The 25,625-nt window shown below is 55.0% G+C and carries 24 protein-coding genes; all 24 read right to left on the reverse strand.

Annotated elements, in window-relative coordinates; genetic code table 11:
* Nucleotide 1: 1 nt before the first annotated feature.
* The 24 genes from ispG to WC317_04245 all read right to left on the reverse strand — a co-directional run bounded on the left by ispG (nucleotide 2) and on the right by WC317_04245 (nucleotide 25,620).
* Nucleotides 2–1,108 (reverse strand): flavodoxin-dependent (E)-4-hydroxy-3-methylbut-2-enyl-diphosphate synthase, encoded by a 1,107-nt coding sequence (gene ispG, locus WC317_04130; GenBank protein MFA5339323.1) that lies wholly within the window; start codon nucleotides 1,106–1,108, stop codon nucleotides 2–4.
* Nucleotides 1,105–2,163, reverse strand: a complete 1,059-nt coding sequence (gene rseP / locus WC317_04135; GenBank protein MFA5339324.1) for an RIP metalloprotease RseP — start codon at nucleotides 2,161–2,163, stop codon at nucleotides 1,105–1,107. Before rseP ends, ispG begins: the two co-directional genes overlap by 4 nt.
* Entirely contained in the window at nucleotides 2,163–3,308 is a 1,146-nt protein-coding gene (locus WC317_04140) for a 1-deoxy-D-xylulose-5-phosphate reductoisomerase (protein MFA5339325.1), read from the reverse strand. The genes rseP and WC317_04140 overlap by 1 nt, the downstream gene beginning before the upstream one ends.
* Nucleotides 3,305–4,162, reverse strand: coding sequence for a phosphatidate cytidylyltransferase (locus tag WC317_04145; protein MFA5339326.1), 858 nt, complete (start codon nucleotides 4,160–4,162; stop codon nucleotides 3,305–3,307). The genes WC317_04140 and WC317_04145 overlap by 4 nt, the downstream gene beginning before the upstream one ends.
* On the reverse strand, nucleotides 4,159–4,866 hold the full coding sequence (locus WC317_04150; protein MFA5339327.1) for an isoprenyl transferase: 708 nt from the start codon (nucleotides 4,864–4,866) through the stop codon (nucleotides 4,159–4,161). The genes WC317_04145 and WC317_04150 overlap by 4 nt, the downstream gene beginning before the upstream one ends.
* Nucleotides 4,867–4,868: 2 nt before the next feature.
* Complete coding sequence (locus WC317_04155) at nucleotides 4,869–6,449, reverse strand: 1,4-alpha-glucan branching protein domain-containing protein (protein MFA5339328.1); 1,581 nt, start codon at nucleotides 6,447–6,449, stop codon at nucleotides 4,869–4,871.
* Nucleotides 6,450–7,466: a DUF4912 domain-containing protein gene (locus WC317_04160; protein ID MFA5339329.1), complete on the reverse strand. Its 1,017-nt coding sequence runs from the start codon at nucleotides 7,464–7,466 to the stop codon at nucleotides 6,450–6,452. It lies immediately after the preceding gene.
* A gap of 85 nt (nucleotides 7,467–7,551) precedes the next feature.
* Entirely contained in the window at nucleotides 7,552–8,223 is a 672-nt protein-coding gene (locus WC317_04165; GenBank protein ID MFA5339330.1) for an OmpA family protein, read from the reverse strand.
* On the reverse strand, nucleotides 8,223–8,723 hold the full coding sequence (locus WC317_04170; protein MFA5339331.1) for a peptidoglycan-binding domain-containing protein: 501 nt from the start codon (nucleotides 8,721–8,723) through the stop codon (nucleotides 8,223–8,225). The genes WC317_04165 and WC317_04170 overlap by 1 nt, the downstream gene beginning before the upstream one ends.
* 12 nt (nucleotides 8,724–8,735) lie before the next feature.
* A complete protein-coding gene (locus WC317_04175; protein MFA5339332.1) occupies nucleotides 8,736–9,398 on the reverse strand; it encodes a hypothetical protein in 663 nt (220 codons plus the stop codon).
* Between the two features lie 129 nt (nucleotides 9,399–9,527).
* Nucleotides 9,528–10,535, reverse strand: coding sequence for an inorganic phosphate transporter (locus tag WC317_04180; GenBank protein ID MFA5339333.1), 1,008 nt, complete (start codon nucleotides 10,533–10,535; stop codon nucleotides 9,528–9,530).
* Nucleotides 10,528–11,148: a DUF47 family protein gene (locus tag WC317_04185; GenBank protein ID MFA5339334.1), complete on the reverse strand. Its 621-nt coding sequence runs from the start codon at nucleotides 11,146–11,148 to the stop codon at nucleotides 10,528–10,530. The genes WC317_04180 and WC317_04185 overlap by 8 nt, the downstream gene beginning before the upstream one ends.
* A 38-nt stretch (nucleotides 11,149–11,186) precedes the next feature.
* Nucleotides 11,187–13,418, reverse strand: coding sequence for a sodium-translocating pyrophosphatase (locus tag WC317_04190; protein MFA5339335.1), 2,232 nt, complete (start codon nucleotides 13,416–13,418; stop codon nucleotides 11,187–11,189).
* A gap of 121 nt (nucleotides 13,419–13,539) precedes the next feature.
* Complete coding sequence (locus WC317_04195) at nucleotides 13,540–14,820, reverse strand: adenylosuccinate synthase (GenBank protein ID MFA5339336.1); 1,281 nt, start codon at nucleotides 14,818–14,820, stop codon at nucleotides 13,540–13,542.
* Nucleotide 14,821: 1 nt separating this feature from the next.
* Nucleotides 14,822–16,405, reverse strand: a complete 1,584-nt coding sequence (gene serA / locus WC317_04200) for a phosphoglycerate dehydrogenase (protein MFA5339337.1) — start codon at nucleotides 16,403–16,405, stop codon at nucleotides 14,822–14,824.
* A gap of 14 nt (nucleotides 16,406–16,419) precedes the next feature.
* Nucleotides 16,420–17,076 (reverse strand): sulfite exporter TauE/SafE family protein, encoded by a 657-nt coding sequence (locus WC317_04205; GenBank protein ID MFA5339338.1) that lies wholly within the window; start codon nucleotides 17,074–17,076, stop codon nucleotides 16,420–16,422.
* A gap of 9 nt (nucleotides 17,077–17,085) precedes the next feature.
* On the reverse strand, nucleotides 17,086–18,252 hold the full coding sequence (locus WC317_04210) for an alanine--glyoxylate aminotransferase family protein (protein MFA5339339.1): 1,167 nt from the start codon (nucleotides 18,250–18,252) through the stop codon (nucleotides 17,086–17,088).
* Nucleotides 18,253–18,263: 11 nt separating this feature from the next.
* Nucleotides 18,264–20,633: an endopeptidase La gene (gene lon / locus WC317_04215; protein ID MFA5339340.1), complete on the reverse strand. Its 2,370-nt coding sequence runs from the start codon at nucleotides 20,631–20,633 to the stop codon at nucleotides 18,264–18,266.
* A 22-nt stretch (nucleotides 20,634–20,655) separates the two neighbouring features.
* Nucleotides 20,656–21,264 (reverse strand): ATP-dependent Clp endopeptidase proteolytic subunit ClpP, encoded by a 609-nt coding sequence (gene clpP, locus WC317_04220; GenBank protein MFA5339341.1) that lies wholly within the window; start codon nucleotides 21,262–21,264, stop codon nucleotides 20,656–20,658.
* Nucleotide 21,265: 1 nt separating this feature from the next.
* Entirely contained in the window at nucleotides 21,266–22,540 is a 1,275-nt protein-coding gene (gene tig / locus WC317_04225) for a trigger factor (protein ID MFA5339342.1), read from the reverse strand.
* 10 nt (nucleotides 22,541–22,550) lie between these two features.
* Nucleotides 22,551–23,105, reverse strand: a complete 555-nt coding sequence (gene raiA / locus WC317_04230) for a ribosome-associated translation inhibitor RaiA (protein MFA5339343.1) — start codon at nucleotides 23,103–23,105, stop codon at nucleotides 22,551–22,553.
* Between the two features lie 71 nt (nucleotides 23,106–23,176).
* Nucleotides 23,177–23,899 carry an LPS export ABC transporter ATP-binding protein gene (lptB, locus tag WC317_04235; protein MFA5339344.1) on the reverse strand — a complete coding sequence of 241 codons (723 nt, stop codon included), beginning with the start codon at nucleotides 23,897–23,899 and terminating at the stop codon, nucleotides 23,177–23,179.
* Nucleotides 23,900–23,908: 9 nt separating this feature from the next.
* Nucleotides 23,909–24,691, reverse strand: a complete 783-nt coding sequence (lptC, locus tag WC317_04240) for an LPS export ABC transporter periplasmic protein LptC (GenBank protein ID MFA5339345.1) — start codon at nucleotides 24,689–24,691, stop codon at nucleotides 23,909–23,911.
* Complete coding sequence (locus WC317_04245; protein MFA5339346.1) at nucleotides 24,688–25,620, reverse strand: lysophospholipid acyltransferase family protein; 933 nt, start codon at nucleotides 25,618–25,620, stop codon at nucleotides 24,688–24,690. The genes lptC and WC317_04245 overlap by 4 nt, the downstream gene beginning before the upstream one ends.
* Between the last annotated feature and the right edge of the window lie 5 nt (nucleotides 25,621–25,625).

Genomic DNA, 25,625 nt, shown 5'->3' on the forward strand with positions numbered 1-25,625 from the left:
GTCAACCCCTCAGTATTTTATTTATCTCGGTTACTATCGCGCTGACGAACTCGCTCTCTTTTATTTTACGCGCGGGCTTGCCTTTAATAAAGAGAAATCCGCTGCCCTTGCCGGCGGCGATGCCGAGGTCTGCCTCTTTCGCCTCGCCCGGGCCGTTGACTACACAACCCATGACAGCCACGCGCAAGCTCGAGAGCTTGCCTTTTTTATCTTTTATCTTTCCGAGCGCCTGCTCGACTTTATTTGCTATACCTATTATGTCAACTTCTGTCCTGCCGCAAGTCGGGCATGACAGGACCTCAGGGCCGAACCTGCGAAGTCCGAGCCCCTGAATTATATTTTTCCCGACGATGATTTCCTGGACAGGGTCGCCTGTGAGCGAGACGCGGATCGTGTCGCCTATCCCCTCTGCGAGCAGGATGCCGATACCCAGTGTGGACTTGACCGTGCCCGAGAGTTCAGGGCCGGCGGCTGTTACGCCCAGATGGAACGGATAATCGCATTTCTTTGCCATGAGACGGTAAGCGTCTATCGTCTGCGGCACGTCTGAGCATTTCAAAGAGACCATCAGGTCGCGAAAATTGAACGACTCGATGAGTTTCAAATAGTCCGAGGCGGTCTTGGCCATCAGTCGAGAAAATTCTTCTTTGCTTACCTTCCTGCCATTCGGAAGCGGGACAGAGCCCGAATTTACACCGACACGAACCGGTATATGGCGCTTCTTCGCCAGTTTTATCACCGCGGCGACTTCGTCTTTCTTGTAGACGTTGCCCGGGTTGAGCCGGACGCCGTCAACGCCAGCCTCTATCGCCTTTATCGCCAGCCAGTAATCGAAATGTATGTCGGCCTCGAGCGGGATGTTTATCTTTTTCATTATTTTGGCGAGGGCGTCACAGCATGAGGCATCTTTTACCGCGGTGCGCACGATATCGCAACCGGCGAGCTCAAGCTCTTTTATCTGCGCGACCGTAGCGGCAACATCCATGGTATCGGTCTTGGCCCCGCTGAGGCGGGATTTTATCATCGATTGAACTGTTACAGGGCTCGTCCCGCCTATCTTCACCCCGCCTAAGTTTATAGTCCTTGTCTTGCGCCTTATTATTTTCATTTCCCTATCATCCTGAATATGTCGCCGTATGTCGCGAAGAGCATCAAAGCGATAAAGAACATCCAGCCCGCCTGCATGGCGATCTCCTGCACCTTCCTGCTGAGAGGCCTGCCCATTATTTTTTCTATGCCGAGGAATAATATCAGCCCCCCGTCGAGCGGCGGGACCGGAAGCACATTGAACATCCCGAGCAAGGCGCTGATGAGGGCGGTCAGCAGAAGGAACGGAACTATGCCGATCTTCGCGGCCGCGTTCATCGTCCCGAAGATGCCTACCGGCCCCATGACATTCTCCTTGAACGGGAGTTTGCCGGTTATCAGGCTCCAGAGGCCCTTATAGGTCATATAGGTGAAATCGATCAGCTTCTTTCCGCCCGCCGCGAACGATCCGAAGAAGCCGTATTTCTGGACGCTGCGCTCGTCGGAGTTCATTATGCCGACCTGGGCGATGCGGACCTTGTTGCCGAAGACATCCTTTGTTTCGCGGATCATGGGCCTGATGAGAAGGTCTAATTTCTTCCCGGCCCGGTCGATGGCCAGCTTGACGTCGCCTTCGGTCTTCTTATGCATAATACCGGTAAGCTCCTCCCAGTCGCCGACGGCTTTGCCGTCGATGGCCAGGACCCTGTCGCCGACCTGCATTCCCGCCTTCTTGGCCGGGTAATCCTCGACCAACGCGCCTACTTTTGTCGTTATTACCGGATAACCGATCATGAACACCGCCGAAAGGAGCACGTAGCCGAGAAGGTAATTGAGGGCAGAGCCCGCGGCAAATACCTTAAACCTGTTGCCTACAGAATGCGATGCCAATTCTCCTTTATCCCCGGTAAGTTTTTCCGAAGGGTCTTCCCCGAGCAGCTTAACGTATCCGCCGAGCGGCAAAACGCCGAGCCTGTATTCGACCCCGCCCTTTTTGACGGAAAAGATCGGCGGGCCGAACCCGATCGAGAATGTCTCGACTTTTATCCCGACCCTGCGGGCGACCAGGAAATGCCCCAACTCATGTATGATTATCATCACGGAAAACGCGAGTACTACAAGGATCCAGGATAGCATCAGATCAAGCTCCTCGCCTGTTGTCTTGCCCAGGCGTCTATTTGAAGTATCTCATCGAGCGAAGGATTAGCCTTTGACCTGTGCTTGGCTAAAACTCCCCCGATGATCTTCGGTATCTGTGTGAATTTTATCTTCTTGCCGAGGAACGCCAACACGGCTTCCTCGTTCGCGGCATTTAACACCGCGGGCTGCGAACCGCCGTTCTTCGCCGCCTCGTATGCCATTTTAAGGCACGGGAACTTTTTGAAGTCCGGCGGCGAGAACGTGAACTTGCCGAGCTTCACGAAATCGAGCGCCGGGAGCGTCGACTTTACCCTGCGCGGATACGAGAACGCGTACATTATAGGCAGGCGCATATCCGCCTGCGACAACTGCGCCATTATCGACCCGTCGACGAACTCGACCATCGAATGTATTATCGCCTCGGGGTGTATCAGGACGTCTATCTTGCCGACATCGACGCCGAAGAGCCATTTCGCCTCGATTATCTCGAGGCCCTTGTTCATCAGCGTCGCCGAATCCACCGATATCTTCTTGCCCATCTTCCAGCGTGGATGGTTTACTACCTCATCGGGAGAAAGGGCTTCAAATTTTTTCGCGTCTAAATTCTTTAACGGCCCGCCCGAGCCTGTAAGGTATATCTTCTTTAAGTCTTCCCTGTTGTGGCCGTTTAAGCACTGGAATATCGCGCTGTGCTCGGAATCGACAGGTATTATCTTCGTGCCGCGCTTCTTCGCGCGCGCGGTTATTATCCCGCCGGCCATGACGAGCGGCTCTTTGTTCGCGAGCGCGACTGTCCTGACCGAATCTATCGCGTATAATGTCGGCAAGAGCCCTGCCGCGCCGACTATCGAGACGAGCGTGATATCCGCGTCCTTATGCCCGGCTAGCTCGTTTATGCCTTCGTAGCCGCCTAATACCCTTATCCCGGTGCCTGATAGGGCCTTCCGGACGCCGTTTACCTTCGCTTCGTTGCATATCGCGACGGCTTTGGGGCGGAATTTCTTTGCCTGGCGGACGAGGAGGTCGGCGTTGGAATGAGCCGCGAGCCCGGCCACCGAGAACTCACGCGGGTGCCTCGCGATGACATCCAGCGCGTTAGCGCCGATAGAGCCCGTTGAACCCAGTATGTTTATCTTTTTCATTTGAGGAATTTAAGGGCGTAAAAATATAAGGTCGGCGCCGTGAACAAAATGCTGTCTATGAGGTCCAGCATCCCGCCCATCCCCGGGATAAGCACCGCCGAATCCTTGACCTGGCTGTCGCGTTTTATCAATGACTCGGTCAGGTCGCCTACCTGCGCCAACACCCCTAAAATACAGCCCAGGATGAACAGGTGATGCAGCGGGATAGACGGCAGGAACGACTTGCTTATCAGGGCGGCGGCCACGCTGCATACGAATCCGCCTATCGCCCCCTCGACGGATTTCTTCGGGCTTATCCTCGCTATGAGGCTGTGCTTGCCGAAATACGTCCCGACAAAATAAGCGCCTATATCGCCGATCTTCGTGACCAGGAGCAGGAACGCCACCAGCAGGCTCCCGGCCGGCAGGCCGTCAGGCTCTATGAGTTTCAACTTCAAGAGGAAACTGAACGTCCAGCTGATATAAAGAATGCCGAATATCATCGTCGAGACGCCGACTATCGCCTGGTCGCTCTCCCTGCGGGTGAACTGCAGGATGAATATGATGAGGAGTACGGCGATGATGAAAAGCAGTTCCCACCCTTTCGTGGGCTCGAAGGTGAAGTATATCGACGTCGGGACGAGGATGGCTATCGAGATCCCGCTTATCTTGAATATCGGTATCCCCTTCTTCTCGACGAGCGAATAGAACTCGTTGAGCGCCGCCGCTATCATGACGGTAAGGACCAGGCAGAAGAACCAGTCCGGCCAGACGAGGACGGTAAAGAACACGAATAAAATTATGAGGACCGAGCTTATCAGCCGCGGTATAAGGTTGTTATGGCTATTGCGGTTGTCATCCGCCTGTCCCGTCATGCCCCGAACCTTCTTTCGCGTTTCCTGTATTCCTTTATGGCGTCCATGAGGTCGTCCTTCCTGAAATCCGGCCAGAGTTTCGGCGTCACGTATAATTCCGCGTAAGATATCTGCCACAAAAGGAAATTTGATATCCGCATTTCGCCCGAGGTGCGGATCAGCAGGTCCGGGTCGGGCTGGCCGGCGGTATACAGGAACCCGCCGAATGAATCCTCGTCGAGATCGTCGACGCCGAGCTTGCCGGCCTTTACCTGCGAGGCGAACCTCTTAGCCGCGTCCACGATCTCACCCCTGCCGCTGTAATTGAGCGCGACGTTGAGCGTCATTTTTCCGCAATCGGCGGTCGCTTCCATCGCCTTTTTTAATTTAGGCCGCACGAAATCCGGCAGGGCGCCCATCCTGCCGATAAAATTAAGCCTTATGCCGTTCTTTAAAAAAGACTGTAATTCCTTGTCTATATATTCGTTAAGGAAGCGCATGAGCGCGTCGACTTCCGCTTTAGGGCGTTTCCAGTTCTCCGAGGAGAACGCGTAGAGCGTAAGGTGTTTTATGCCCAGTTCGCGGCACGACTTAATGACTTCCCTGACGGCCTTCATCCCGGCGCGGTGGCCCATTACTCGCGGCAGCCCGCGCTTTTTGGCCCACCTGCCGTTCCCGTCCATTATGACGGCGATATGCAAAGGAAGAACGTCTTTATCGGGCATCTTTAGGTATGGACTCTATAGTCTATCTCCGGAAAGATATTATCCTTCCATTCGATATCGGCGAGCCATCCTTCGTTGATGCGGTCCGCCTTTATATCATCATAGAGCCGGGTAAATCTCAATATATGGTCTTTGGTCCTCTTGACGGCGTACTGGACGACCGTGCCGGTCTTCATTATGAACGCCCAGTCGCTCGACTGCGCGAGCAGTAGTTCGCGCAGCGCCTGGTTGAGGGCGCGGCGCTGCAGGCCTGTCGCGTCCTTATAAGTATCGGCCAATTCCGTCATGCGGTCCGAGGCCTTATGCAGGTGCCTGTATATCCAATCGTTGGAGCCGTCGAGCCAGTGCTCGGCGTATCCCTTATAGCCCCAGCTCGACAACGACGGGGTCGAGACCTGGTTGCGGGGGTTCTGCTCGAGGTATTCCGAAGGCGTTATGGGCTTGACGGTCTTCTGGTCGTAATGCAGTTTCCTGAAAAGGAAATCGAGGAACATCGGCCCCTCGTACCACCAGTGGCCGTAGAGTTCGGCGTCGTAAGGGGCCACGATGATCGGCTTCTTCCCCATCACGTCGAAGAGGTACTCCGCCTGCTTCTCCCTGTTGTGCATGAAATTCCCGGCGTGCGCGCCTGCCGAGTCGCGGGCCCAGTCGGGATTATACGGTTCCTTCTGGTCGGTCTTGCCTGTTATCCTGTAATATTTTATGCCCGTGTTTATGCGTATGCCGGCCTCGTGGATGTAGGGCTTTATGTAGTCGAAGTCGAGGTCGAAACCGATATCGCGGTAGAAATCGCGGTAATTAAAATCGCCGGGATAGCCCTCGATGGAGCTCCAGACCTGTTTTGACGACTCGAAATCCCTGCCGAAGGCGGCGACGCCTGACTTGCAGAATATCGGCGCGTAGACGCCGTATTTCGGGCGCGGGCTGGCGTGGAGTATCGCGTGCGTATCTACGAAGAAATACCTTATTCCGGCTTCTTTCACGTGCCGGTCGACGCCGGGGTAATATCCGCATTCGGCGAGCCACGTGCCGCGCGGGCGCCTGCCGAAAAACCTTTCGTAATTATTCGCGCCGACCTGGACCTGCGCCTGGACCGATTTCGGGTTCACTTCCATAAGCGGCAGGAAGCCGTGCGTGGCGTTGCAGGTTATGATCTCGAGCTTGCCCATATCCTGGAATTCCTTGAAAGCGGCGAGGATGTTCTTGTGGTATTTGTCGACGAATATCTGCCGCGTCTCGATGAATTTTGCCTGGTACATCAGGGCGAGCCGGTTGAAGGCGGGTTCCCATCTCGTGCGTTCTACTTCTTTGGCGGAGAGTTCGATGAGGGATTCGAGGTGCCTCACGTACCTGTCCTGCAGGAGCGGGTCGGCGAGCATCGAACAGAGCGTCGGCGTGATAGACATCGTTATGCGGAAATCCACGCCGTCTTTGACCAACCCGTTATAGACGCTGATTAGCGGGATGTAGGTCTCGGTTATCGCCTCGTAAAGCCAGTCCTCCTCGAGGAAGTCCTCGTACTCCGGATGCCGTACATAAGGAAGATGGCTGTGCAGGACTATACAGAGATAGCCTTTTTCCATTTATTTTGTGTATTTCTTGACTATGGGCGTTATCGTGCGCTCTTCCGCCTTGTCGTGCGAGACACCCTTTACCGGTATCACCTGCTCCCCGTCGGGAAGCGCGAAACGCAGGGAAAACGACCCGTCCCGGTTGAGCTTTATGGGCCTGCCCTGGACTGTGACCGTCGCGTCCGGCTCGGTCGCGCCGTATACTATCAGCTCTGTGTTGACGACCATCCAGAAGCCGCGGAATTTCTCCGGGCGGACGAACGAGCTGATGCCGCCGGAGGCGAGCGCCTGCTGGAGTCGTTCCTTCATTATCTTTTTTATCTGGGCCTTGCCCGGCGACGCGCCGGCGAACCCGCCCCAGAGGCCGTAGAGCTTCAGGAACTGCTCCTCGATCGACATCCACTCTTCGTCGATGACGTCCGAGGCGTTGTCGCGCGGCGTGGAGACGATATTCGAGCGGGCTATGAGTATGAACTTCCCGCTCGATGTAATGACGCCCAGGTCCACGCACCAGGACCTGTCCGCCTCGCCGACGTTGATGTACCAGTTGACCGCGGCCGAATTGATGTCTATATCAAAAAACCTGTTGGCGTTCAAGCCGTTAAAATCCTTGCCGGTGACATCATAGACGCGCAGGACCTTCCTTAGGTTGTCCCAAGATGCGCTTGCCTCGCGCTCTATCTGCATGCGCCTTTCGTCGCCGACCTCCCAATAAGCGAATATCCAATGGGGGTCCCTCGTCATCACGACGATGCGCGTATCGCCGTATTTTGACGGCAGCTCCTCATGCTCCCATTGCCGCGGAGGCAGATACGGCGTTGGGCGCGGATAATATTTTGATTCCTCGGCCCTGTCGCGGCCCAATTCGACCCTTTGGGCCACGCCCGCAGTTATTTTCCTGACGGCGCGCGCTTTTCTGGCCTTTTTTAAGACGGGTCTGGCTTTCTTTCTCGCGGCCTTCACCGTTTTTTTCGTCTTTTTCACTATCTTTTTGACGGCCCTGGTTTTGGCCTTTGCCCTTTTCTTCATGAAAATCCGCCTCCCTTCCAATAATCAAACGTCGTCCCCGGATGATGAGGACGACGTTTTTTCGCTTCCGCTATCTAAAGCCGTCCTATTTAGTGTATTCCGACTCCTTCTCGTGTTCCTTTAGGAATTCGGATTCCGCTTTCGACATCCTGGGCAGTATTATTATCTCTACCCTTCTGTTCTTCTGCCTGCCTTCGATTGTATCGTTGGAGGCCACGGGGCGGTATTCGCCGTAACCGGTAGCCTGCAATTTCTTGGGCGCGATGCCCTTCTCCTCCAGATAATGGAGGACTGACGTCGCCCGCGCCGTAGAGAGTTCCCAGTTCGATTTCCAGCCGGATTTCTTTATCGGCTCGTTATCGGTGTGGCCCTCTACCGCGATGTTCCTGTCCGGGGCCTTATCGGTTATCACCTTCGCGACCTTATCCAGCACTTCATGCGCAGGCGTCTTTACCTTCGCCTTGCCGGAATCGAAGAGCACTTCGGCGAGGAACGTCACGACGAGGCCGCGTTCGCTCATCTCCACGCTGACGCCTTGTTCGCCCTTCAATCTCCTCTCGAGCTCGGCCCTGGCCGACTCAAGTTCCCTGTTCTCCTGGTCCCTCAATAATTTGAGGCGCTCGACCTCAGCCTTGAGGTCCTCTATCTTCCGCATATCGTTGGGGCTGCGCTTGTAGAAACCTACCGCGCAACCGGAGGCCGCAAAGACCGCGGCCAATAATAACGCGACGACGCCTAATCTGGATATCTTAAACATCACTTGCCTCCTTTTTTCGGTGTAGCCTTATCGAAATTGGTAACCGGGGCCGCCTCGTTCTCCGTGGTTCCGGCCGGTAAAATATATGTGCTTAGTTTCGCCCATGTCTTCGCGCCGACTTTGCCGTCTGCCTTAAGGCCGTTCGCGGCCTGGAATTCCTTTATAGCTTTCTTGGATTTGGCGCCTAATTTCCCGTCAATCGCGCCGGGATCGTACCCTGCGTTTTTAAGGGCGGCCTGTATCTGCCTGTTCTTTGTAGCTTCATCGGGAGCCAATTTGATGCCGGCTTCCTGGGGCTTGTTCTCTTTCATCTCTTCGGTTATAGGGGGATTGGGCTCGAGCTGTTCGGGTTTTACGAGTTCTATCTCCGGCTGCGAGGTGCCGAGCGACGCGGGCTGCTGTTCTGCGGGTTTTACTTTCCTGCCCATCGCCAGTACGACGCTGGACAACAGAAATATCGATATCACGGCCACCAAGGCTACCACAGCTCTTCTTGACATGCCCTATCTCCTTTAGTTGTTAGGCCCCTTTGCGGGTACCAGACTTTGTTTTATATTTTTCGACGGAACAAAACACGTAAGGTCCCAGTTCGCCTTTCCGCCGTAGACCGCGAATGAAATACCTGTTATCCTGGCGCCGTTGAGATCGAGGTCTTCCGGGTCGATCGTCCATTTTTCCCACTTGCCCGGCTCCGGTAAAGTACCGTCATATATCACCGGCTCGTCCTCGTTGAATACGAATACCTCTTCCTCTCCCTCGCGGTAGAGGCCGATCTCGCCTTCCCTGTCCTCCGCCTCGAACCTGAACGTCAACATTATCCCGGACGGGGGATCCTTGGGATCGAGATACACATATTGTTCCAGTACATAGCCGTCAGGGACGTCGACCGGGGCGGACCTGTAAGAATGCTCGGCCAAACCTTTTGCCGCCGGCTGCGTGTGGGACTTTTCACCGCTGTATTTTACCGCAGTATCCCAATCCCATGTCCCCTGGGTCACCGCTCCGGCGGGAAGAAAATCGTCGAAGATGACCGTTACTTCTTCTTCTACGGGTCTCGCCTGCGGAAACTCGGCCGGCTTCTCAGGCTGCGGTGCCGCCGGTGTTGCAGGGGGCGGCACAGGCGCCTCTGCGGCCGGCGACGTCGACGATGTCGCGGCCAAGGGCGCAGCAGTCATTGCCTTATCTTCAGGATTTGCCGAATTGAAAAAAGAAATCAAAGTGAGGGCTAAAACCGCTGAATAGAAAGGCCTCCGCACCGGAGCAACTCCTTTTTTTATCTTATCAAAAAAGCGCATCTATGTCAATTAAAAGCGGGTTCTTACCAGGTGTATAACGTAATAAGTCAACGCCGATATCGCCGCAGAGCAGGGAATGGTCAGTATCCATGCCCAAATTATCTGGCCCGCCACGCCCCATTTGACCGCGCTCAACCTTTTGAGCGAACCGACACCCATTATAGCGCCGGTGATGGTGTGCGTCGTGCTCACCGGGATGCCGAACGCCGAAGACATGAATAACGTCGCCGCGGCGCCTGACTCGGCGCAAAAACCGTCGACCGGCTTGAGTTTCGAAACCTTCTGGCCCATCGTCTTGACGATACGCCACCCGCCGAACATCGTGCCGAGAGCGATAGCCGCATGGCACGTCAGCACTATCCAAAGAGGGATATGGAATTTTGGCCCCAGGTAACCCGCGCTAAAGAGGAGGCTGGCGATAATGCCCATCGTCTTCTGCGCGTCATTGCCGCCGTGGCCCAAACTATAAAGCGCCGCTGATACAAGCTGCCCCTTCCTGAAAATATGGTCTACCCTTGTCGGTGAGCTCCTGCTAAAGAGCCAGTAGACCGCCACGCCGAAGGCCAACCCCAGGAAAAACCCGAGTATCGGCGAAACAAAAATAAAAGTCACCGTCTTAATAATACCTTTCCATACGAGCGCGCCGGTGCCGGCTTTTACCAATGCCGAGCCGACCAATCCTCCGATAAGCGCGTGCGAAGAACTTGTCGGGAGCCCGAAATACCATGTGATGATATTCCAGCCGCAGGCGCCCACGAGTGTCCCGAAAATGATCGTCTTGTCTATGATCGCGATATCGATTATCCCCTTGCCGATCGTGTTGGCGACGTGCAGGCCGAAGAAGAGGAACGCGATGAAATTAAAGAACGCCGCCCACATTACCGCGAAACGCGGGGAAAGCACTCTCGTTGAGACGACCGTTGCTATCGAATTCGCGGAATCGTGGAAACCGTTCAGAAAATCAAAGATCAGCGCGAAAGCGATCACCGGTATTATAAGCAGGAGCCCATCATGCATGCTTAAGGACTATACCCTCTATGATAACAGCTATGTCTTCGCATTTATCGGTGGCCGTCTCGAGATATTCGTAGATATCCCTCCACTTGATGACTTCAAGCGCGTCGGCCTTCTCGTCGAATAATTTCGCTACGGCTTCCCTCTGTATCCTGTCGCCCTCGTTCTCTAGGCGGTTTATCTCGATGCAATGCTCCATGACCTGGGAGTGTTTCAATTGCTTGAGTTTCGGCATCACGTAATTTATCTCTTCCGCCTGCTTCAAGATGACTTCCGCCATCTCTTTTATCTCCGGCGTAGGGGCCTTAAGTTTATAGAGGACCATACGCTCGGTAGCGGCCTCGATGAAGTCCATGACGTCATCGAGGGCCGCCGTGAGCTCGTGTATGTCTTCCCTGTCCAGGGGGGTCACAAACGTCGTGTTGAGTTTTTCCATTATCTCATGCGTGATCTGGTCGCTGTCGTGCTCGAGCCTTTCGAGCTTCGCGGCGTCCTCAGCCAAAGTGCTGAAATCGTTCGATATTTCTCTCAAGAGCTTCGCGCCCCTTAACAGGTTCTCGGCGCTTCTGACGAACATATCGAAGAACTTCACTTCTTTAGGTATCAGGCTGAACATGAGACTCCTCCGCGATGAGTTTGTGGTTTATCGTTGTTCTATTGTGTGTCGCCCAGGGACATCTCCTTCGAATCTCTCCTAGACCTAAGAATGACCCAAAGTATGACCGATATCCCGGCGATGCCTATAACTATGATGCCGGGGGTAAGGGTCTCGTTCTTTATCATGATGCCTACGATCAATAAAGCGACCATGTTCATGACTTTAATGAGCGGGTTCAGCGCGGGACCGGCCGTATCCTTTAAAGGATCTCCTACTGTATCGCCGGTAACCGAGGCCTTATGGGCTTCGGAGCCTTTTCCGCCGTACAGGCCGTCCTCTATCGTTTTCTTGGCATTATCCCAGGCGCCGCCTGCGTTAGACATAAATACCGCCAACAGCTGGCCCGAGAGGATCATGCCGGCGAGGAAACCGCCGAGCGCCTCTTTATGGAGCAACAAGCCGACAAGTATAGGAGCGAGTATCGCCAGGAGTCCCGGGCCGACAAGTTCGCTCTGCGCGGCCGCGGTGCAGATGCCGACCACGCGCCCGTAATCCGGCGTTTTCGTGCCTTCCCATATCTCTTTGTCCTTGAACTGGTTCCTTACTTCATGGACGATGAGAAATGCGGCGCGGCCTACTGCCCTTATCGTCATCGAGCTGAACAAGAACGGTATTGCGCCGCCGATCAGCAGGCCGATGAACACGTTCGGCTCTGAGATCGAGAGAGATGCCGCTATCTGCTCGTATGTTTGTCCGGTGGCTTTCGCGATGTCGGTGATATAAGCGTTAAATAGCGAAACGGCCGCTACGACTGCCGAACCTATCGCGATGCCTTTGGTGATAGCTTTTGTGGTATTGCCTACCGCGTCAAGGTCGGCCAGGGTCTGGCGCGCGGCCTTATCGAGATGCGCCATCTCGCCGATGCCGTTCGCGTTATCCGCGACCGGACCGAAGACATCCATCGAGATGTTGTTGCCGGTCAATGTCAACATGCCGATACCGCACATCGCGACGCCGTAAGCGATATACGTCGGGTTCGTGCCGGCGTAGATCAGGACCGAAGCGCCGATAGCCGCCGCGATTATCAGGATGGCCCAGACCGTCGACTCGTATCCGACGGCGATGCCGGTGATGATCGTGGTCGCGTGGCCGGTCTGCGTCGCTCTCGCGATGGACTTTACAGGCGCGGCTTCGGGTTTCGTGAAATATTCCGTCACGCGGTTTATGGTGATGGCCAGGATGATACCGACCATTGTCGTGTATACTGGCCTCATATCAAGCCCGGCCACGCCGAAGCTCGCCCAATTCGCAAGCTGCGTCTTCTCAGGGAACCTCAGATAATAGAACCCGATGGCGCAGAAACCGACGATCGAGACCGCGGCCGACGACCAGAAACCGACGTTGATGGCGTGCATCGCATTCCTGACCTTATCGCTCGTACGGACAAGGTAGGTGCCGAAGATGGAACTTAAAACTCCGACCGCGCGGACTAAGAGCGGGAATATGACGCCCTTGTGGCCGAACGACGCCCATCCGAGGATCATCGCCGAGACGATCGTGACTTCATAAGACTCGAAGATGTCAGCCGCCATGCCTGCGCAGTCGCCGACGTTATCGCCGACGTTATCGGCGATGGTCGCGGCATTCCTTGGATCATCTTCCGGGATGCCCTTTTCGATCTTCCCGACGAGGTCCGCGCCGACATCAGCGGCTTTCGTGTAGATACCTCCGCCGACCCTCATGAACAAAGCCAGGAGCGTGCCGCCGAAACCGAAACCGAGCAGGACTTCATACGCCTGCTCGCCGTATATCATGAATATTACCGTGCCGCCCAACAGCCCGAGGCCGTCGGTGAGCATACCGGTGATCGTTCCCGTGCGATAGGCGATCTTAAGCGCCTGGCCGAAGCTCGTCCTCGCGGCCGCGGCTACGCGGACATTTCCCTGGACAGCCAGGTTCATGCCGACGAAACCGACCATCGCCGAGAAGAACGCGCCCATCAAAAACGCGCACGACCTTCCTATCTGTATGTGCGTGGCGCCCGCGGTGAAATACAGCGCGGCCGTCAGGATGAACATCAAAAATACTATCGCCTTGAACTGGCGGCTTAAGTACGCGTTCGCGCCGATGCGGATGGCATCGGAGATCTCCTGCATCTTCGGCGTCCCTTTGTCATAGCGGAGCACCTGCGCCATCAAAAACCCGGCATATAAAAGACCGAGTATGGCGACACCAAGGATCGACCATAGCGCGAATTTTTCCATCACCGAAAAAGCCGGGCTGTACATGAAAGCGAACGCCTTGAACCCCTCGCCCGCGGGCGCAACGGCTTCCAACGCCAGCGCCATATTGGACAATAATACTAGTGCGGCAACAACTAAGAATAACTTAGACGACCTTTTCATTTTATTACTTCTTTCCTCCCATCTTGAATACCTGCTCACGCCTGCTACCAACAGAGACGAGTTCTATCTTTACGCCAATGAGGCTCTCGAGCTTCCTGAGGTACCTCTTGGCGTTAGTTGGTAATTTCGAGAAGCTCCCGGTGCCCGAGGTATCCTCTCCCCAGCCCGGAAGCTCTTCATAGACCGGCTCGACATCCCAGAGCATCTCGATGTTCGCCGGAAAATCTTTATATGTCTTTCCTTTATACTTGTACGCGACCGCGATCTTTATTGTCTCCAACTCGTCTAAGACATCGAGTTTCGTGACCACGATGGCATCGAGGCTGTTGACCAGCGCCGAGTGCCGGACTATCAGGCTGTCGAACCAGCCGCATCTCCTGGGCCGGCCGGTCGTCGCGCCGAACTCCTTGCCCTTCTGCCTTATGACTTCCATCAGGTCCGGGCCGAATTCGGTGGGAAAAGGCCCTTCCCCGACGCGCGTAGTATACGCCTTTACCACGCCGACTACTTTGTCGATCTTCGACGGACCGAGGCCTGTGCCGGTGCACGCGCCGCCGGCTGTCGCGTTGGAACTCGTGACATACGGGTACGTGCCGTGGTCGACGTCAAGGAGCGTCCCCTGCGCGCCTTCGAGCAGGAGCCTTTTTTTCTTCTTGACCGCCTCGTTTAAGATTATGGTGGTATTGCAGGCGTACTTCGCTATCTTCTTCCTGTATTCGACGAACTGGTTATAGATCTCGTAGAACGAGAACCCCGAATGGCCGTACAATTTCTGCAGGGTCTCGTTCTTTGCCGCGATATTCTCGCTTAATTTCTTTTTGAATAACTCGTCATCTAAAAGGTCTGCGAGCCTGATGCCGCACCTGCCGACCTTGTCGACATAACACGGCCCGATACCGCGGCCTGTCGTGCCGATCTTCTTGCGGCGCTCGCTTAGGCGGTCGATCTCCTTGTGATAAGGGAATATCAGGTGGACCTGGTCGCTGACCTTCAGGTTATCATCGACTTCTATCCCTTTGGAGCGCAAGCTTTCTATTTCGCTTATGAGCGCCTCCGGGTCTACGACGACGCCGTTGCCGATGACGCAGATCTTGCCTTTATGCAGTATCCCGGACGGGACAAGATGCAGGATGAACTCCTCGTTGCCGATGACCACGGTGTGGCCGGCGTTATTGCCGCCCTGGTACCGCACGATATAATCGGCGTCGCGGGAGAAGATATCTATTATCTTCCCCTTGCCCTCGTCTCCCCACTGCGCGCCTACTACGACTGTGTTTTTTGCCATATTAGAATTTTATCAGTTTGGCGTCCAGCACATGTTTCGCCGAACGTATCTCTTTCATGACCGGTTCCGGGACTTCCTCATCGAGGTTGAGGACCGTCATCGCGTGGCCGCCGACCTTCGTCCTCCCCAGCGTCATGCCTGCGATATTGATCTTGTGTTGGCCGAGCACGGTCCCTATCTGGCCGACGATCCCGGGCTTGTCCTCGTTCGAGAGTATCAAAAGATACCCGGTAGTCGAGGCCTCTACGTAGAAATCGTTTATCTTGACTATGCGCGGGTTCTTCCTCGGGGAGAGCGTGCCGGCAACCACAACCTTGCCCTTGTCGGTCTGCGCCTCGACGATTATGAGGTTTGCGAACTCCTCGGCCTGCGAGGTCTTCGTTTCAACGATCTTTATCCCGCGCTCCTTGGCTATGAACGATGCGTTGACGAAATTGACCGTCTCCTGGAGTACGGGCGTCAGCAGCCCTTTCAGGAAGGCGATCGTCACCGACGCGAGGTCATGCTCGATGATATCTCCGGAATATTGGACCTTCACTTCCGCTATCCTTGCATCGGCCAACTGCCCGACCACAAGCCCCATCTTTTCGGCAAGGGTAATATACGGCCGTATGACCTTGTATATCTCCGGGTCGACGCACGGGACGTTTACGGCGTTCCTGCAGCCGCGGCCCAGAAGCGCGTCGGCGACCTGCTTGGCGACCTCGATGGCGACGTTTACCTGCGCCTCCTCGGTGGACGCGCCCAAATGCGGCGTCGCGACGAGCTTTTCGTTCTTGAACATCGTGAAATCTTTCGGCGGTTCCTCCTCGTATACGTCGAGGGCCGCGCCCGCGACCTTGCCCGACTCGAGGGCCTTGATGAGCGCCTTCTCGTCGATGATGCCGCCGCGCGCGCAGTTGATCAGGCGCACGCCTTTTTTCATCTGCTCGAATTCCTTTTCGCCTATCAAGTGTTTCGTCTCGCTGGTTATAGGCGTGTGGACGGTGATGTAATCCGATTCAGTAATAATATCTTTTATTTCTACCAGCTCGACGCCGAGGTCGTTTGCCCTCGCGACCGTAAGGAACGGGTCGTAAGCAATGACCCTCATGCCGAACGCCATACCGCGCCTGGCGACTTCGGTGCCGATGCGGCCGAGGCCGATGATGCCGAGCGTCTTGCCGTAGAGCTCGACGCCCATATATTTATTCCTGTCCCATTTGCCTTCTTTTAACGAGGCGTTCGCGTTCGGGACGTTGCGCGACATCGAGAGCATCAAAGACCACGTGTGCTCGCAGGTGGATATCGTGTTTCCGGCCGGCGTATTCATGACGATGATACCGCGTTTCGAGGCGGCATCCGCGTCGACATTATCCAATCCGACGCCCGCGCGCCCGATGACCTTAAGTTTCGTCGCGGCTTCTATGATATCCTTGTTGACCTTGGTGCTGCTGCGGACGACGAGGGCGTCATAATCCTTTATGATCGCCTTGAGTTCCTCCGGCGGGAGCTTCAACTTCACATCCACCTGAAGTTCTTTTTCGTCCTTTAATACTTTTAACCCTTCTTCGGACAGCGCGTCGCTTACGAGCACCTTGTACATTTTGTCCTCTCCTCTTAGATTATTATAAGGGCACCGCAGATCATTATTGCCAGCCCTGCCAAAGCGTGCGTGTAACGTTCTATCTTCCTTGCCGGAAGCAGGTCAAGTCCTAATAAAGACACCGTGATGACGCCGATCATGGTGACGATCGTAACGGCTCCGAAGATGATCGTCACCACGGCCGCTTCCATCATGCTGTTCCTCATCGCCGGGTACATGACGAGAGGTATCAGCACCTCGCACGGCCCGAATATGAATATCGCGAAGAGCACCCACGGCGTTATGTTCGCCTCGCTGCCGCGGTCATGCACATGGAGATGCTCGTCGTTATGCGTATGGATCTTATTCCTGGCGGCCTGCCTCATTCCCCATATGAAATACACCAGGCCGAATGCTATGAACAGCCACGCCGCTATGCTGTCCCGCGCGGCATCGAAGGCTTTTATCTTGCTTAGCGCCACTCCGAGGGCGAGGCCTATTACCCCCAAAAGGACGGCGCTTAAAATATGCCCTATGCCGCACAAAAATGTTATAAAGACCGTCTTCGGCAAAGACCATTTGCGGGCGCGCGCGATCATTATAAAAGGAACATAATGGTCTGGGCCTGCTATCGTATGGAAGAAACCCAGTGATGCCGCCGTGGCGGCCAACACCATCGTTTCGCCAGACACTTAAATCTCCTATGCTGCTTCGACCGGACCCCTGTCGCGGCCTTCGAGCAATACTTCTTCGGCGGCCTCGACCCCTACTCCGGGTTCACCCCTGAATCCCATCTCGGCGAGCGCCATGCCGAGCACGGCGATCGTCATGAGTATGTCCGTATCCGTTATATAACCCATATGCGCGATGCGGATAACCTTGCCCTTAAGCTCGGCCTGGCCTCCGGCTATTCCCACGCCGTATTTATCCCTCATATGTTTTACGAGTTTCTCGCCGTCTATGCCTTCGGGTAAGCGCACAGCCGTAACGCCGTTCGAGGGCGCGGTCGGCGCGAAGAGCTTAAGCCCCATCGCCTCCATCGCCTCGCGGGTCGCGAGAGCCAGTATCTTGTGGCGGTTAAATATCACGTCGAGGCCTTCCTTCTTCATCATCCTCAGCGTCTCGCGCAGCGCGATGACCAGCGATATCGCCGGGGTGAAAGGAGTGTCCGTCGCATCGATCGCTTTTTTCGCCTTCTTAAGGCTAAGGTAATATCTCGGACTCTTGGATTTCTCGACCTTCTCCCACGCCTTCTTGCTCAAAGATATGAATGCGAGCCCCGGGGGTATCATGAGCCCCTTCTGCGAACCGGAGACCACGACGTCTATGCCCCAATCGTCGGTCTTTATATCTTCGGCTCCGAGGCCGGAGATCGCGTCGACCGCGATGACCGCGTTATGGGCCTTGGTTATCTGGGCTATCGCTTTGATGTCGGTCAGCACGCCGGTCGAGGTCTCGCACAGCGTCGTAAAGACCGCCTGTATGCCCGCGTCCTTCTTTAATTCCGCTTCGATGGCTTTCGGGTCGACCGCCTTGCCCCATTCAACGTTTATTATTATAGGAGTAATGCCGTATGCTTTGCAGAGTTCGGTCCATCTCTCGCCGAATTTACCGCCCTGAACGCATATCGCCTTATCGCCCGGCGAAAGCAGGTTGGCGACCGCGGCTTCCATGGCGCCGGTGCCCGAGGAGGTCAACGTTATTACGTCATTTTGCGTCTGGAAAACAAATTTTAAGAGTTCGCATACTTCCTTAAATATCTCCATGAACTCCGGGGTCCTGTGATGGATTATCGGTTCTGCCATGGCGAGCAATGCCTGAGGCGGGACAGGCGTGGGTCCCGGCGTCATAAGATAATTCTTTTTCATTCCTTACCCTCCTAGGTTTGTATTGGTAAATGTTGGTATACGGCGGCTTTCCTGCATTTCCTTTCAAGCGCTATCTCCAGGACCTGGTCCATATATTCGACGGGTATTATCTTTAAATCCTTTAATACGGCCTTCGGTATCTCCACGAGGTCCTTTTCGTTCTCTTTCGGTATTATGACCGTCTTGATGCCGACCATGTGCGCGGCGAGTATCTTTGACTTGAGCCCGCCTATCGGCAGGACTTTGCCTCGCAGGGTTATTTCGCCCGTCATCGCGACGTCTTTTTTTACCGGGCATTTCGTCAGGCTCGATACAAGCGCGGTCGCCATCGTGATGCCGGCCGACGGGCCGTCCTTCGGTATCGCGCCTTCAGGTACGTGTATATGGATATCCAGTTTCTTATAAAAATTATCATCTATGCCGAATTCCCTGGCGTGCGAGCGGATATAACTCAACGCCGCCTGCGCCGATTCCTGCATGACCTCGCCGAGTTTTCCGGTCAGGGTCAATTTCCCTTTTCCGGTCATGAGGGTCGATTCTATGGAGATGATATCGCCGCCCGCCTCTGTCCAGGCAAGCCCCGTGGAGACACCGACCTCGTTCTTCTCTTCCTTCTTCGGCTCGGTGAACTGGACCGGGCCGAGATATTTCTCGATCCGCTTTCCGGTAAGGCGAATCTTCAGGTCCTTCTCTTTCTTCACGACGTCCTTGGCTATCCGCCTGCAGACGCGCGCTATCTCGCGCTCGAGGTTCCGGACGCCCGCCTCGCGCGTATACCTGCGCACTATCCTTAATATGGCATCCGCAGTGAATTTTATATTCTCTTCCTTAAGGCCGTGCAGTTTTATCTGCTTGGGGATAAGGAACCCCTGCGCGATCTTCACCTTTTCGTATTCGGTATAACCCGAAAGTTTTATCATCTCCATCCTGTCCTGCAGGGGCAGGGGTATATTGTCCTGGAAGTTCGCTGTCGTAATGAACATGACATCCGAGAGGTCGAACTCCACTTCGAGATAATGGTCGGAAAATGTCGAATTCTGCTCCGGGTCGAGCACCTCGAGCAGCGCCGCGGCGGGGTCGCCCCTGAAATCCGTGGACATCTTGTCGACCTCGTCGAGCAAAAAGACCGGGTTCCTCGATTTCGCTTTCCTTATGGATTGTACGACGCGGCCCGGGAGGGATCCGATATATGTCCTGCGGTGGCCGCGTATCTCGGCCTCGTCACGAACGCCTCCGAGGGAGACGCGGACGAAATTGCGGCCGAGCGTCCGGGCGATGGACTTCGCCAGCGAGGTCTTTCCCACGCCGGGAGGCCCGACGAAACAGAGTATCTGGCCCTTCATCGACTTTACGAGCTTGCGGACGGCAAGGTATTCGAGGATCCTTTCCTTCGGTTTCTCGAGGCCGTAATGGTCCTCGTTCAATATCTTCTCGGCGTTCTTGATGTCGAGGTTGTCGTCGGTCTTGACAGACCACGGCAGCGCGACGAGCCAGTCGATGTAATTACGCGAGACGGTCGCCTCCGGGGAGGTCGGGTACATCCTCGAGAGTTTCTCGACCTCGCGCAGCGCTATATCCAGCGCTTCCTTCGGCATCTTCGCCTGTTTTATCTTCTCCTTAAGGTCATCAAGCTCGTTCTTATAATCGTCCTTCTGGCCGAGCTCTTTCTCTATGGCCTTAAGCTGTTCCTGGAGGAAATATTCCTTTTGCGCTTTCTCTATCTGCTTCCTGACGGTAGATGATATCTTTTTTTCTATCTGGAGTATGCCGATCTCGGAATTGAGGACTTCGGTAAGGCGCTTGATCCTCTCGACCGGATCGATGATCTCGAGTATCACCTGCCTCTCCGCGACCCTCATCGTGAGATACGACGCGACCGTGTCCGCCATCTGGTCCGGGTCCGGGATGTTCGCGATCGTCGCGAACGCCTCGGTCGGGACGCGCTGGTTCAGTTTGACATACTCCTCGAACTGGTTGACCAGCGAGCGCATCTGCGCCTCGACCTCGATCGTCTTCTCGACCGGCACTGAGGCGTATTCGATCCCTGCATTAAGATATTCCTTGGTAGGCAGGAGTTTCTTTACCTTCGCGCGGTAGAGCCCCTCGACGAGTAACTTATACGAGCCGTCCGGCAGTTTTACCGACTGGATTATCTGGCCGACCGTGCCGGACTGGTAGATATCGTCAAGCGAAGGTTCCTCGACCTTTACCGATCTCTGCGCGCAGAGAAGGATCGTCTTATCTTTGGATAAGGCTTCCTCGACCGCGGCTATGGACTTCTCGCGCCCGACCACAAGGGGGACGACCATAAAAGGAAATACGACCATATCCCTCAGGGGCAGAAGCGGCAATGACTCTTTTAACTGGTGTTCTTTTTTCATATTCTATGGATAGGGAATAAAGTTATTTTTTCTTTCCGGTTATGACTTCATCGACCAGGCCGTAGGTCTTCGCCTCTTCGGCGCTCAGGAAATAATCCCTGTCCGTGTCTTTCTTTATCTTGTCGAGCGGCTGGCCTGTGTGCTTGGCGAGTATCTCTTCTATCTTGTCGCGCATCCTCAATATCTCTTTCGCCTGGATGCTTATATCCGCGGCCGCGCCCTGCGTCCCGCCCCAGGGCTGGTGCATCATTATGCGCGCGTTCGGGAGGGCGAACCTCTTGCCCTTCGTGCCGGCGGCTAAAAGTATCGCGCCCATAGAGGTCGCCTGTCCGATGCAGTAAGTGCAGACATCGGGTTTCAAGAACTGTATCGTATCGTAGACCGCGAGTCCGGAAGTCACGACCCCGCCCGGCGTATTTATGTATACGCTGATGTCCTTATCGGGATCTTCCATCTGCAGGAAGAGCAGCTGGGCGATGACAAGGTTGGCGACGACATCGTCTATCGGAGTGCCGATAAATATTATCCTGTCCTTAAGGAGCCTCGAATAGATGTCATACGCGCGTTCCCCGCGCCCTGACTGCTCGACTACCATGGGAACGAGCATCTGCGACCGTTCCTTGTCTGCCATTTTAGACCTCCTCTATTTTCGCGTTTTCAATGAGGAACTCCATCGCCTTGTCCTGCGATATCTCGGCTTTAATGTCTTCCATGAGGTTATTTTCTTCGAGATATTTTTTCGCTTCCTCTGCCGTCTTCTTGGCTCGCGCCGCCAAAAGCTCGACGCGCTTGCTGATATCCTCTTCGGACGCTGCCAGCTTCTCCAGCTCGGCGATCTTATCGAGTATAAAATACGACTTCACTCGCCTGACCGCCTCGTCCCTGAATTTCTGTTTCATGGCGGCCTCTTCCTTCTCGATATCCTCTTTCTTATATCCCATATACTGGAGCCTGTTCTGCGCGTCTTTTAACAGGTGCTCGGCCTCCGTGTCCACCATCATCTCCGGGGCCTCGAAATTCGCGCCCTTGATGAGCTGGCCTACGAGGTCCTCTTCCACCTTGAACCTCGCCTCCTGTTCCTTCGCCTTGGTGAGCTCTTCGCGGATATTCCCGCGAAGCTCGAGCAGGGACTTGAACCCGCCGACGTCCTTGGCGAACTCGTCGTCGATCGCCGGCGCTATCTTCTCCTTGACCTGGTTGACGGTTATTATGAATACGGCCTGTTTTCCGGCCTGCTCCTTGCGCGGATAATTCAGCGGCATTATGGTATTGACCGTCCTCGTATCGCCGGGGACCGCGCCCAAAAGCTGGCTCATGAACTCGGGTTTCGTAGATTTCGGGTTGAGCGGGAACCAGACGTTCTCGTTCTTCTCGCCGGGCTTGGCCTCTACCGATATCTCGACGTCGCAAAGGCACCAGTCGTTCTCCTTCGCCGGGCGCCCCTCGACATCCTTAAGCTGGGAGTGCCTCTCCTGGAGGTCCTCTATCACCTTATCGACATCCTCGGTCGCGACCTGGGCTTTCTGCCTCACGGCCTTGAGGCCTTTGTAGTTCTTCAATTTCACTTCGGGCCGCACGTGGACCTCCGCCTTGAACGAGAGCTGCTTCTCCGCCTCGAAAATTATATCGGTAACCGACGGCATGCCTATCATGTCGATGCCGGCGTCTTTTACCGCCTTCATCACCGCCTCGCCGATGAGGCGCTTCTTGACCTCCTCGCCGGCCTTGTCCTTATAATGCGTCTCCACGAGATAGCGCGGGGCCTTGCCTACCCTGTAACCCGGCACCTCGGCGTATTTCTCGATCTCGCCGATTATCTCTTCGTATTTATTTTTTATATGGTCCGCGGGGACCTCTATCTCGAAACCCCTGCGCGAACCTCCAAGGTCTTTGCTTTTTACTTTCATGATGATCGCTTCAGGTCTTTATCAGACCGAAGTCACCGTCCTTTCTCTTATATATTACATTTATCCTGTTGTCCTCGGCGCTCCTGAAGACGATGAATTCGCCCTTCGATATCTTCAACTCCTCCACGGCTTCCTCGACCGACATAGGTTTCTCGGCGACGCGCTGGGTCTCGACTATCCTCGGGCCGGCGGCCTCCCTTTCGGGCCTGAAGACGCCCCTTATCGCGGATAACGACCTGGCCGCGAGCTCCCTGATCCTGCCGGAAGAGCCTTTTACCCTGTGCTCCTTTATCTTGTCGTGGAGTTTCCTCAACTGTTTTTCGAGGGAAGCGATCGCCGCGTCGATCGACGCGTACATATCCGAGGTCGTCTCGGTCGCGGTCAGCTTGAAGTGCTTGCCGATTACCGTCAGCTCGGCGACGTGGCGGAACTTCTCGACCGAAAGGATGACGTGCGACTCGAGGATCTTGTGGTAGAATTTGTCCAGCTTCGCTATCTTATCGTTTACGTGGGCCTTCATGCCTTCCGTGACATCAAAATGCCTGCCCGTGATGACTACGTCCATGTTACCTCCTTAAGTATCGGCCACTCACCCTCTTTTAGCTAAAACATCTTTAGGGTGAGCAACTTCGTTGCTCACATTCTAAACTTTTCGCCTAAGTAGATCTGCCTCGCCTTCGGGTCGGAGATGAGCTCTTCCGCGGTGCCGGATATCAGGACTTTTCCGTCGGACATTATATAAGACCTGTCGGTTATGGAAAGCGTTTCGCGGACATTATGGTCGGTCAAAAGTATGCCGAGCCCTTTCTCCCTCAGCGAACAGATTATCTCCTGGCACTCGGCGACCGCTATCGGGTCGATGCCCGAGAACGGTTCATCTAACAATATGAAAGTGGGTTCGGTCACTAGCGCGCGGGTTATCTCCAGGCGCCTGCGCTCGCCGCCGGACAAAGTATAGGCGTAGTTCCTGGCGAGATGCGATATCCTCAATTCGCCCAGGAGCATCTCAAGCCTCTTGCGGCGCTCCTTCTTCGATATCCTTAGCGTCTCGAGGATGGCCATTATATTCTCCTCGACGGTAAGTTTCCTGAATATCGACGGCTCCTGCGCAAGGTATCCTATGCCGCAGCGGGCGCGCCTGTGCATCGGCAGGCCGGTTATCTCCTGGTTATCAAAGAATATCTGGCCGCTATCCGGCTCGACCAGGCCGACTATCATATAAAAGGTCGTCGTCTTCCCCGCGCCGTTAGGCCCGAGCAGTCCAACTATCTCTCCGCGCCTGACCGATATATCGACCCCGTTGACAACGCGGCGGCGGTTATATGTCTTTTGGAGACCCTTCGTTTCGAGGAGGTGCATCAAAGATCCTTATTTTTGCTTTTCTTTCTTATCTTCGGGATATATCATTACCTTTGGAGATCCCGTGAGGATGACCTTCTGCTCAGGCGCGAGGTAAGTCGCCTCGTCGCTGTACGTCCAGCTGCCTTCCCTCATTATCTTCACGTTGCCCCTGGCTACTATTTTCGAGACCTGCTTTGTCTTCGTGTCGTAATATGCCGTCGCCGTGTCGCAGAATACCTGGCCGCGCTCGTCTTCTACCTTGACGTTCTTGTTGAAGACGGCGTAGCTTTTGCCGTAATCTATCTCCATCGGCCCGTCGCAGGTTATGGTCGTAGGCGTTTTAGTGGCGAACTCGCCTACGCTCTTTCCCTTTGCGTCGGACTTCATCACGACCGGCTTATCGGTCACTACCTTCTGTTCGGCGTTCTTCCAGTCGAGCGCGTCGGTCTTCATCTCCGTGCCGTTAGTGCCGGTCACGACGACGTTCGACTCGAAATGCGCGTCGTTCGAACCCCTGTTGAATGAGCCTTTGTCGGCCGTAAGCGTCATGTCGCTCTGGTCGCCGTAGGCCTTAGCGACGATATCGGTAAGATTGACCACCTCGGAGACTATATCCGCGGATTTGCCCTGGACCTCCCATTTCTTCTTGCCGGTCTTCTCGAAACCGGACAGCGAGAACGCCATCATCCTCTGGTCGCCCGAGATCTCCGCCTCTTCCTCGGGCGGGGCCGGCGCTTTCGCCTGTTTGCCTTCACAGCCCGTGAACAAGAACACCACCAGCAGGGCGGTCGCGACCTTATTTAATCTCATTTTGAGCCCTTCATTTCATTCAGGACGAACCCTTTCGCAGTCTGGGGGTTCGTCTTCCATCTGTTATGCATCCAGACCCATTGCGAAGGGTACTTCCGTATATACGACTCGACGACCTTCGACCACTTTTCCGTATTTATTTTTATATCGTTCTCTTTATTTCCGGTTATCTCGAGCTCGAGCGGCTCCTCGACATATATGGTGTGGCTATTCCCCTCGCGCACTATGAACATCGGGATTATCGGCACGGCCGTTGCGAGGGCAAGTATGACCGGCGCGGTCGGCGTGTAAGCCGGACGCCCGAAGAAATCCACAAAAACCCCGTCGACGGAGGATATATCCTGGTCGGCAAGTATCGCGATCGATTGCCCGCCGCGCAGCAGCCTGAGTATCGTCTTTACCGACTCGTCCCGCATCACGACGTTGACGCCCATCTTCCGGCGCAGGCCGTTCATCCAATCGTCAAACTTCACGTAACGCAGCCTCCGGGCGAGGACGTTCACCGGGTATTTTTTGAGGCCGAACCATCCGGCAAGGAGCTCCCAGTTGCCTAGATGCGCCGAGAGGACTATAAAACCCCTCTTCTGCGAAAGAGCCTTGTCTACTATATCGAGGCCTCTTATCCTGACGTGCCTGTCTATGTTCCGGGTGGTCAGTTTAGAAGCGCTTAATATCTCAAAAAGGTTCTCGCCTAAATTGCGGAAGATACCCTTGGCGATAGCCCTTATTTCAGCTTCGGTCTTCTCTCCCTTGAACGCGATCCTGAGGTTCTCTATCGCGCTCTTCCTGTGGCCGGGCACCAAAAAAAAGGCGCACTCTCCCATTCGCCTGCCTAAAAATTTGTTAATTTTTATCGGGAAGAGAAGCGAGATAAAACTGGCTGTCCTAAGAAGGTAATAAAGATACCTTCTCCTGATTCTGTGCTTCACAACGG

The sequence above is a fragment of the Candidatus Omnitrophota bacterium genome, assembly GCA_041653595.1.
GTDB lineage: Bacteria > Omnitrophota > Gorgyraeia > Pluralincolimonadales > Pluralincolimonadaceae > Pluralincolimonas.

What these genes read in the sequence shown, in the direction of transcription:
- WC317_04160 (MFA5339329.1), bottom strand. Translation starts at nt 7,466, where the DNA reads ATGAAGAAAAGGGCAAAGGCCAAAACCAGGGCCGTCAAAAAGATAGTG.
- WC317_04175 (MFA5339332.1), bottom strand. Translation starts at nt 9,398, where the DNA reads ATGACTGCTGCGCCCTTGGCCGCGACATCGTCGACGTCGCCGGCCGCA.
- lptC (MFA5339345.1), bottom strand. Translation starts at nt 24,691, where the DNA reads ATGAGATTAAATAAGGTCGCGACCGCCCTGCTGGTGGTGTTCTTGTTC.
- raiA (MFA5339343.1), bottom strand. Translation starts at nt 23,105, where the DNA reads ATGGACGTAGTCATCACGGGCAGGCATTTTGATGTCACGGAAGGCATG.
- lon (MFA5339340.1), bottom strand. Translation starts at nt 20,633, where the DNA reads ATGAAAAAAGAACACCAGTTAAAAGAGTCATTGCCGCTTCTGCCCCTG.
- WC317_04210 (MFA5339339.1), bottom strand. Translation starts at nt 18,252, where the DNA reads ATGAAAAAGAATTATCTTATGACGCCGGGACCCACGCCTGTCCCGCCT.
- WC317_04155 (MFA5339328.1), bottom strand. Translation starts at nt 6,449, where the DNA reads ATGGAAAAAGGCTATCTCTGTATAGTCCTGCACAGCCATCTTCCTTAT.
- WC317_04190 (MFA5339335.1), bottom strand. Translation starts at nt 13,418, where the DNA reads ATGTACAGCCCGGCTTTTTCGGTGATGGAAAAATTCGCGCTATGGTCG.
- clpP (MFA5339341.1), bottom strand. Translation starts at nt 21,264, where the DNA reads ATGGCAGACAAGGAACGGTCGCAGATGCTCGTTCCCATGGTAGTCGAG.
- WC317_04185 (MFA5339334.1), bottom strand. Translation starts at nt 11,148, where the DNA reads ATGTTCAGCCTGATACCTAAAGAAGTGAAGTTCTTCGATATGTTCGTC.
- lptB (MFA5339344.1), bottom strand. Translation starts at nt 23,899, where the DNA reads ATGCACCTCCTCGAAACGAAGGGTCTCCAAAAGACATATAACCGCCGC.
- WC317_04170 (MFA5339331.1), bottom strand. Translation starts at nt 8,723, where the DNA reads ATGTCAAGAAGAGCTGTGGTAGCCTTGGTGGCCGTGATATCGATATTT.
- tig (MFA5339342.1), bottom strand. Translation starts at nt 22,540, where the DNA reads ATGAAAGTAAAAAGCAAAGACCTTGGAGGTTCGCGCAGGGGTTTCGAG.
- WC317_04180 (MFA5339333.1), bottom strand. Translation starts at nt 10,535, where the DNA reads ATGCATGATGGGCTCCTGCTTATAATACCGGTGATCGCTTTCGCGCTG.
- WC317_04165 (MFA5339330.1), bottom strand. Translation starts at nt 8,223, where the DNA reads ATGTTTAAGATATCCAGATTAGGCGTCGTCGCGTTATTATTGGCCGCG.
- WC317_04140 (MFA5339325.1), bottom strand. Translation starts at nt 3,308, where the DNA reads ATGAAAAAGATAAACATACTGGGTTCAACGGGCTCTATCGGCGCTAAC.
- WC317_04150 (MFA5339327.1), bottom strand. Translation starts at nt 4,866, where the DNA reads ATGCCCGATAAAGACGTTCTTCCTTTGCATATCGCCGTCATAATGGAC.
- serA (MFA5339337.1), bottom strand. Translation starts at nt 16,405, where the DNA reads ATGTACAAGGTGCTCGTAAGCGACGCGCTGTCCGAAGAAGGGTTAAAA.
- rseP (MFA5339324.1), bottom strand. Translation starts at nt 2,163, where the DNA reads ATGCTATCCTGGATCCTTGTAGTACTCGCGTTTTCCGTGATGATAATC.
- WC317_04145 (MFA5339326.1), bottom strand. Translation starts at nt 4,162, where the DNA reads ATGACGGGACAGGCGGATGACAACCGCAATAGCCATAACAACCTTATA.
- ispG (MFA5339323.1), bottom strand. Translation starts at nt 1,108, where the DNA reads ATGAAAATAATAAGGCGCAAGACAAGGACTATAAACTTAGGCGGGGTG.
- WC317_04195 (MFA5339336.1), bottom strand. Translation starts at nt 14,820, where the DNA reads ATGGCAAAAAACACAGTCGTAGTAGGCGCGCAGTGGGGAGACGAGGGC.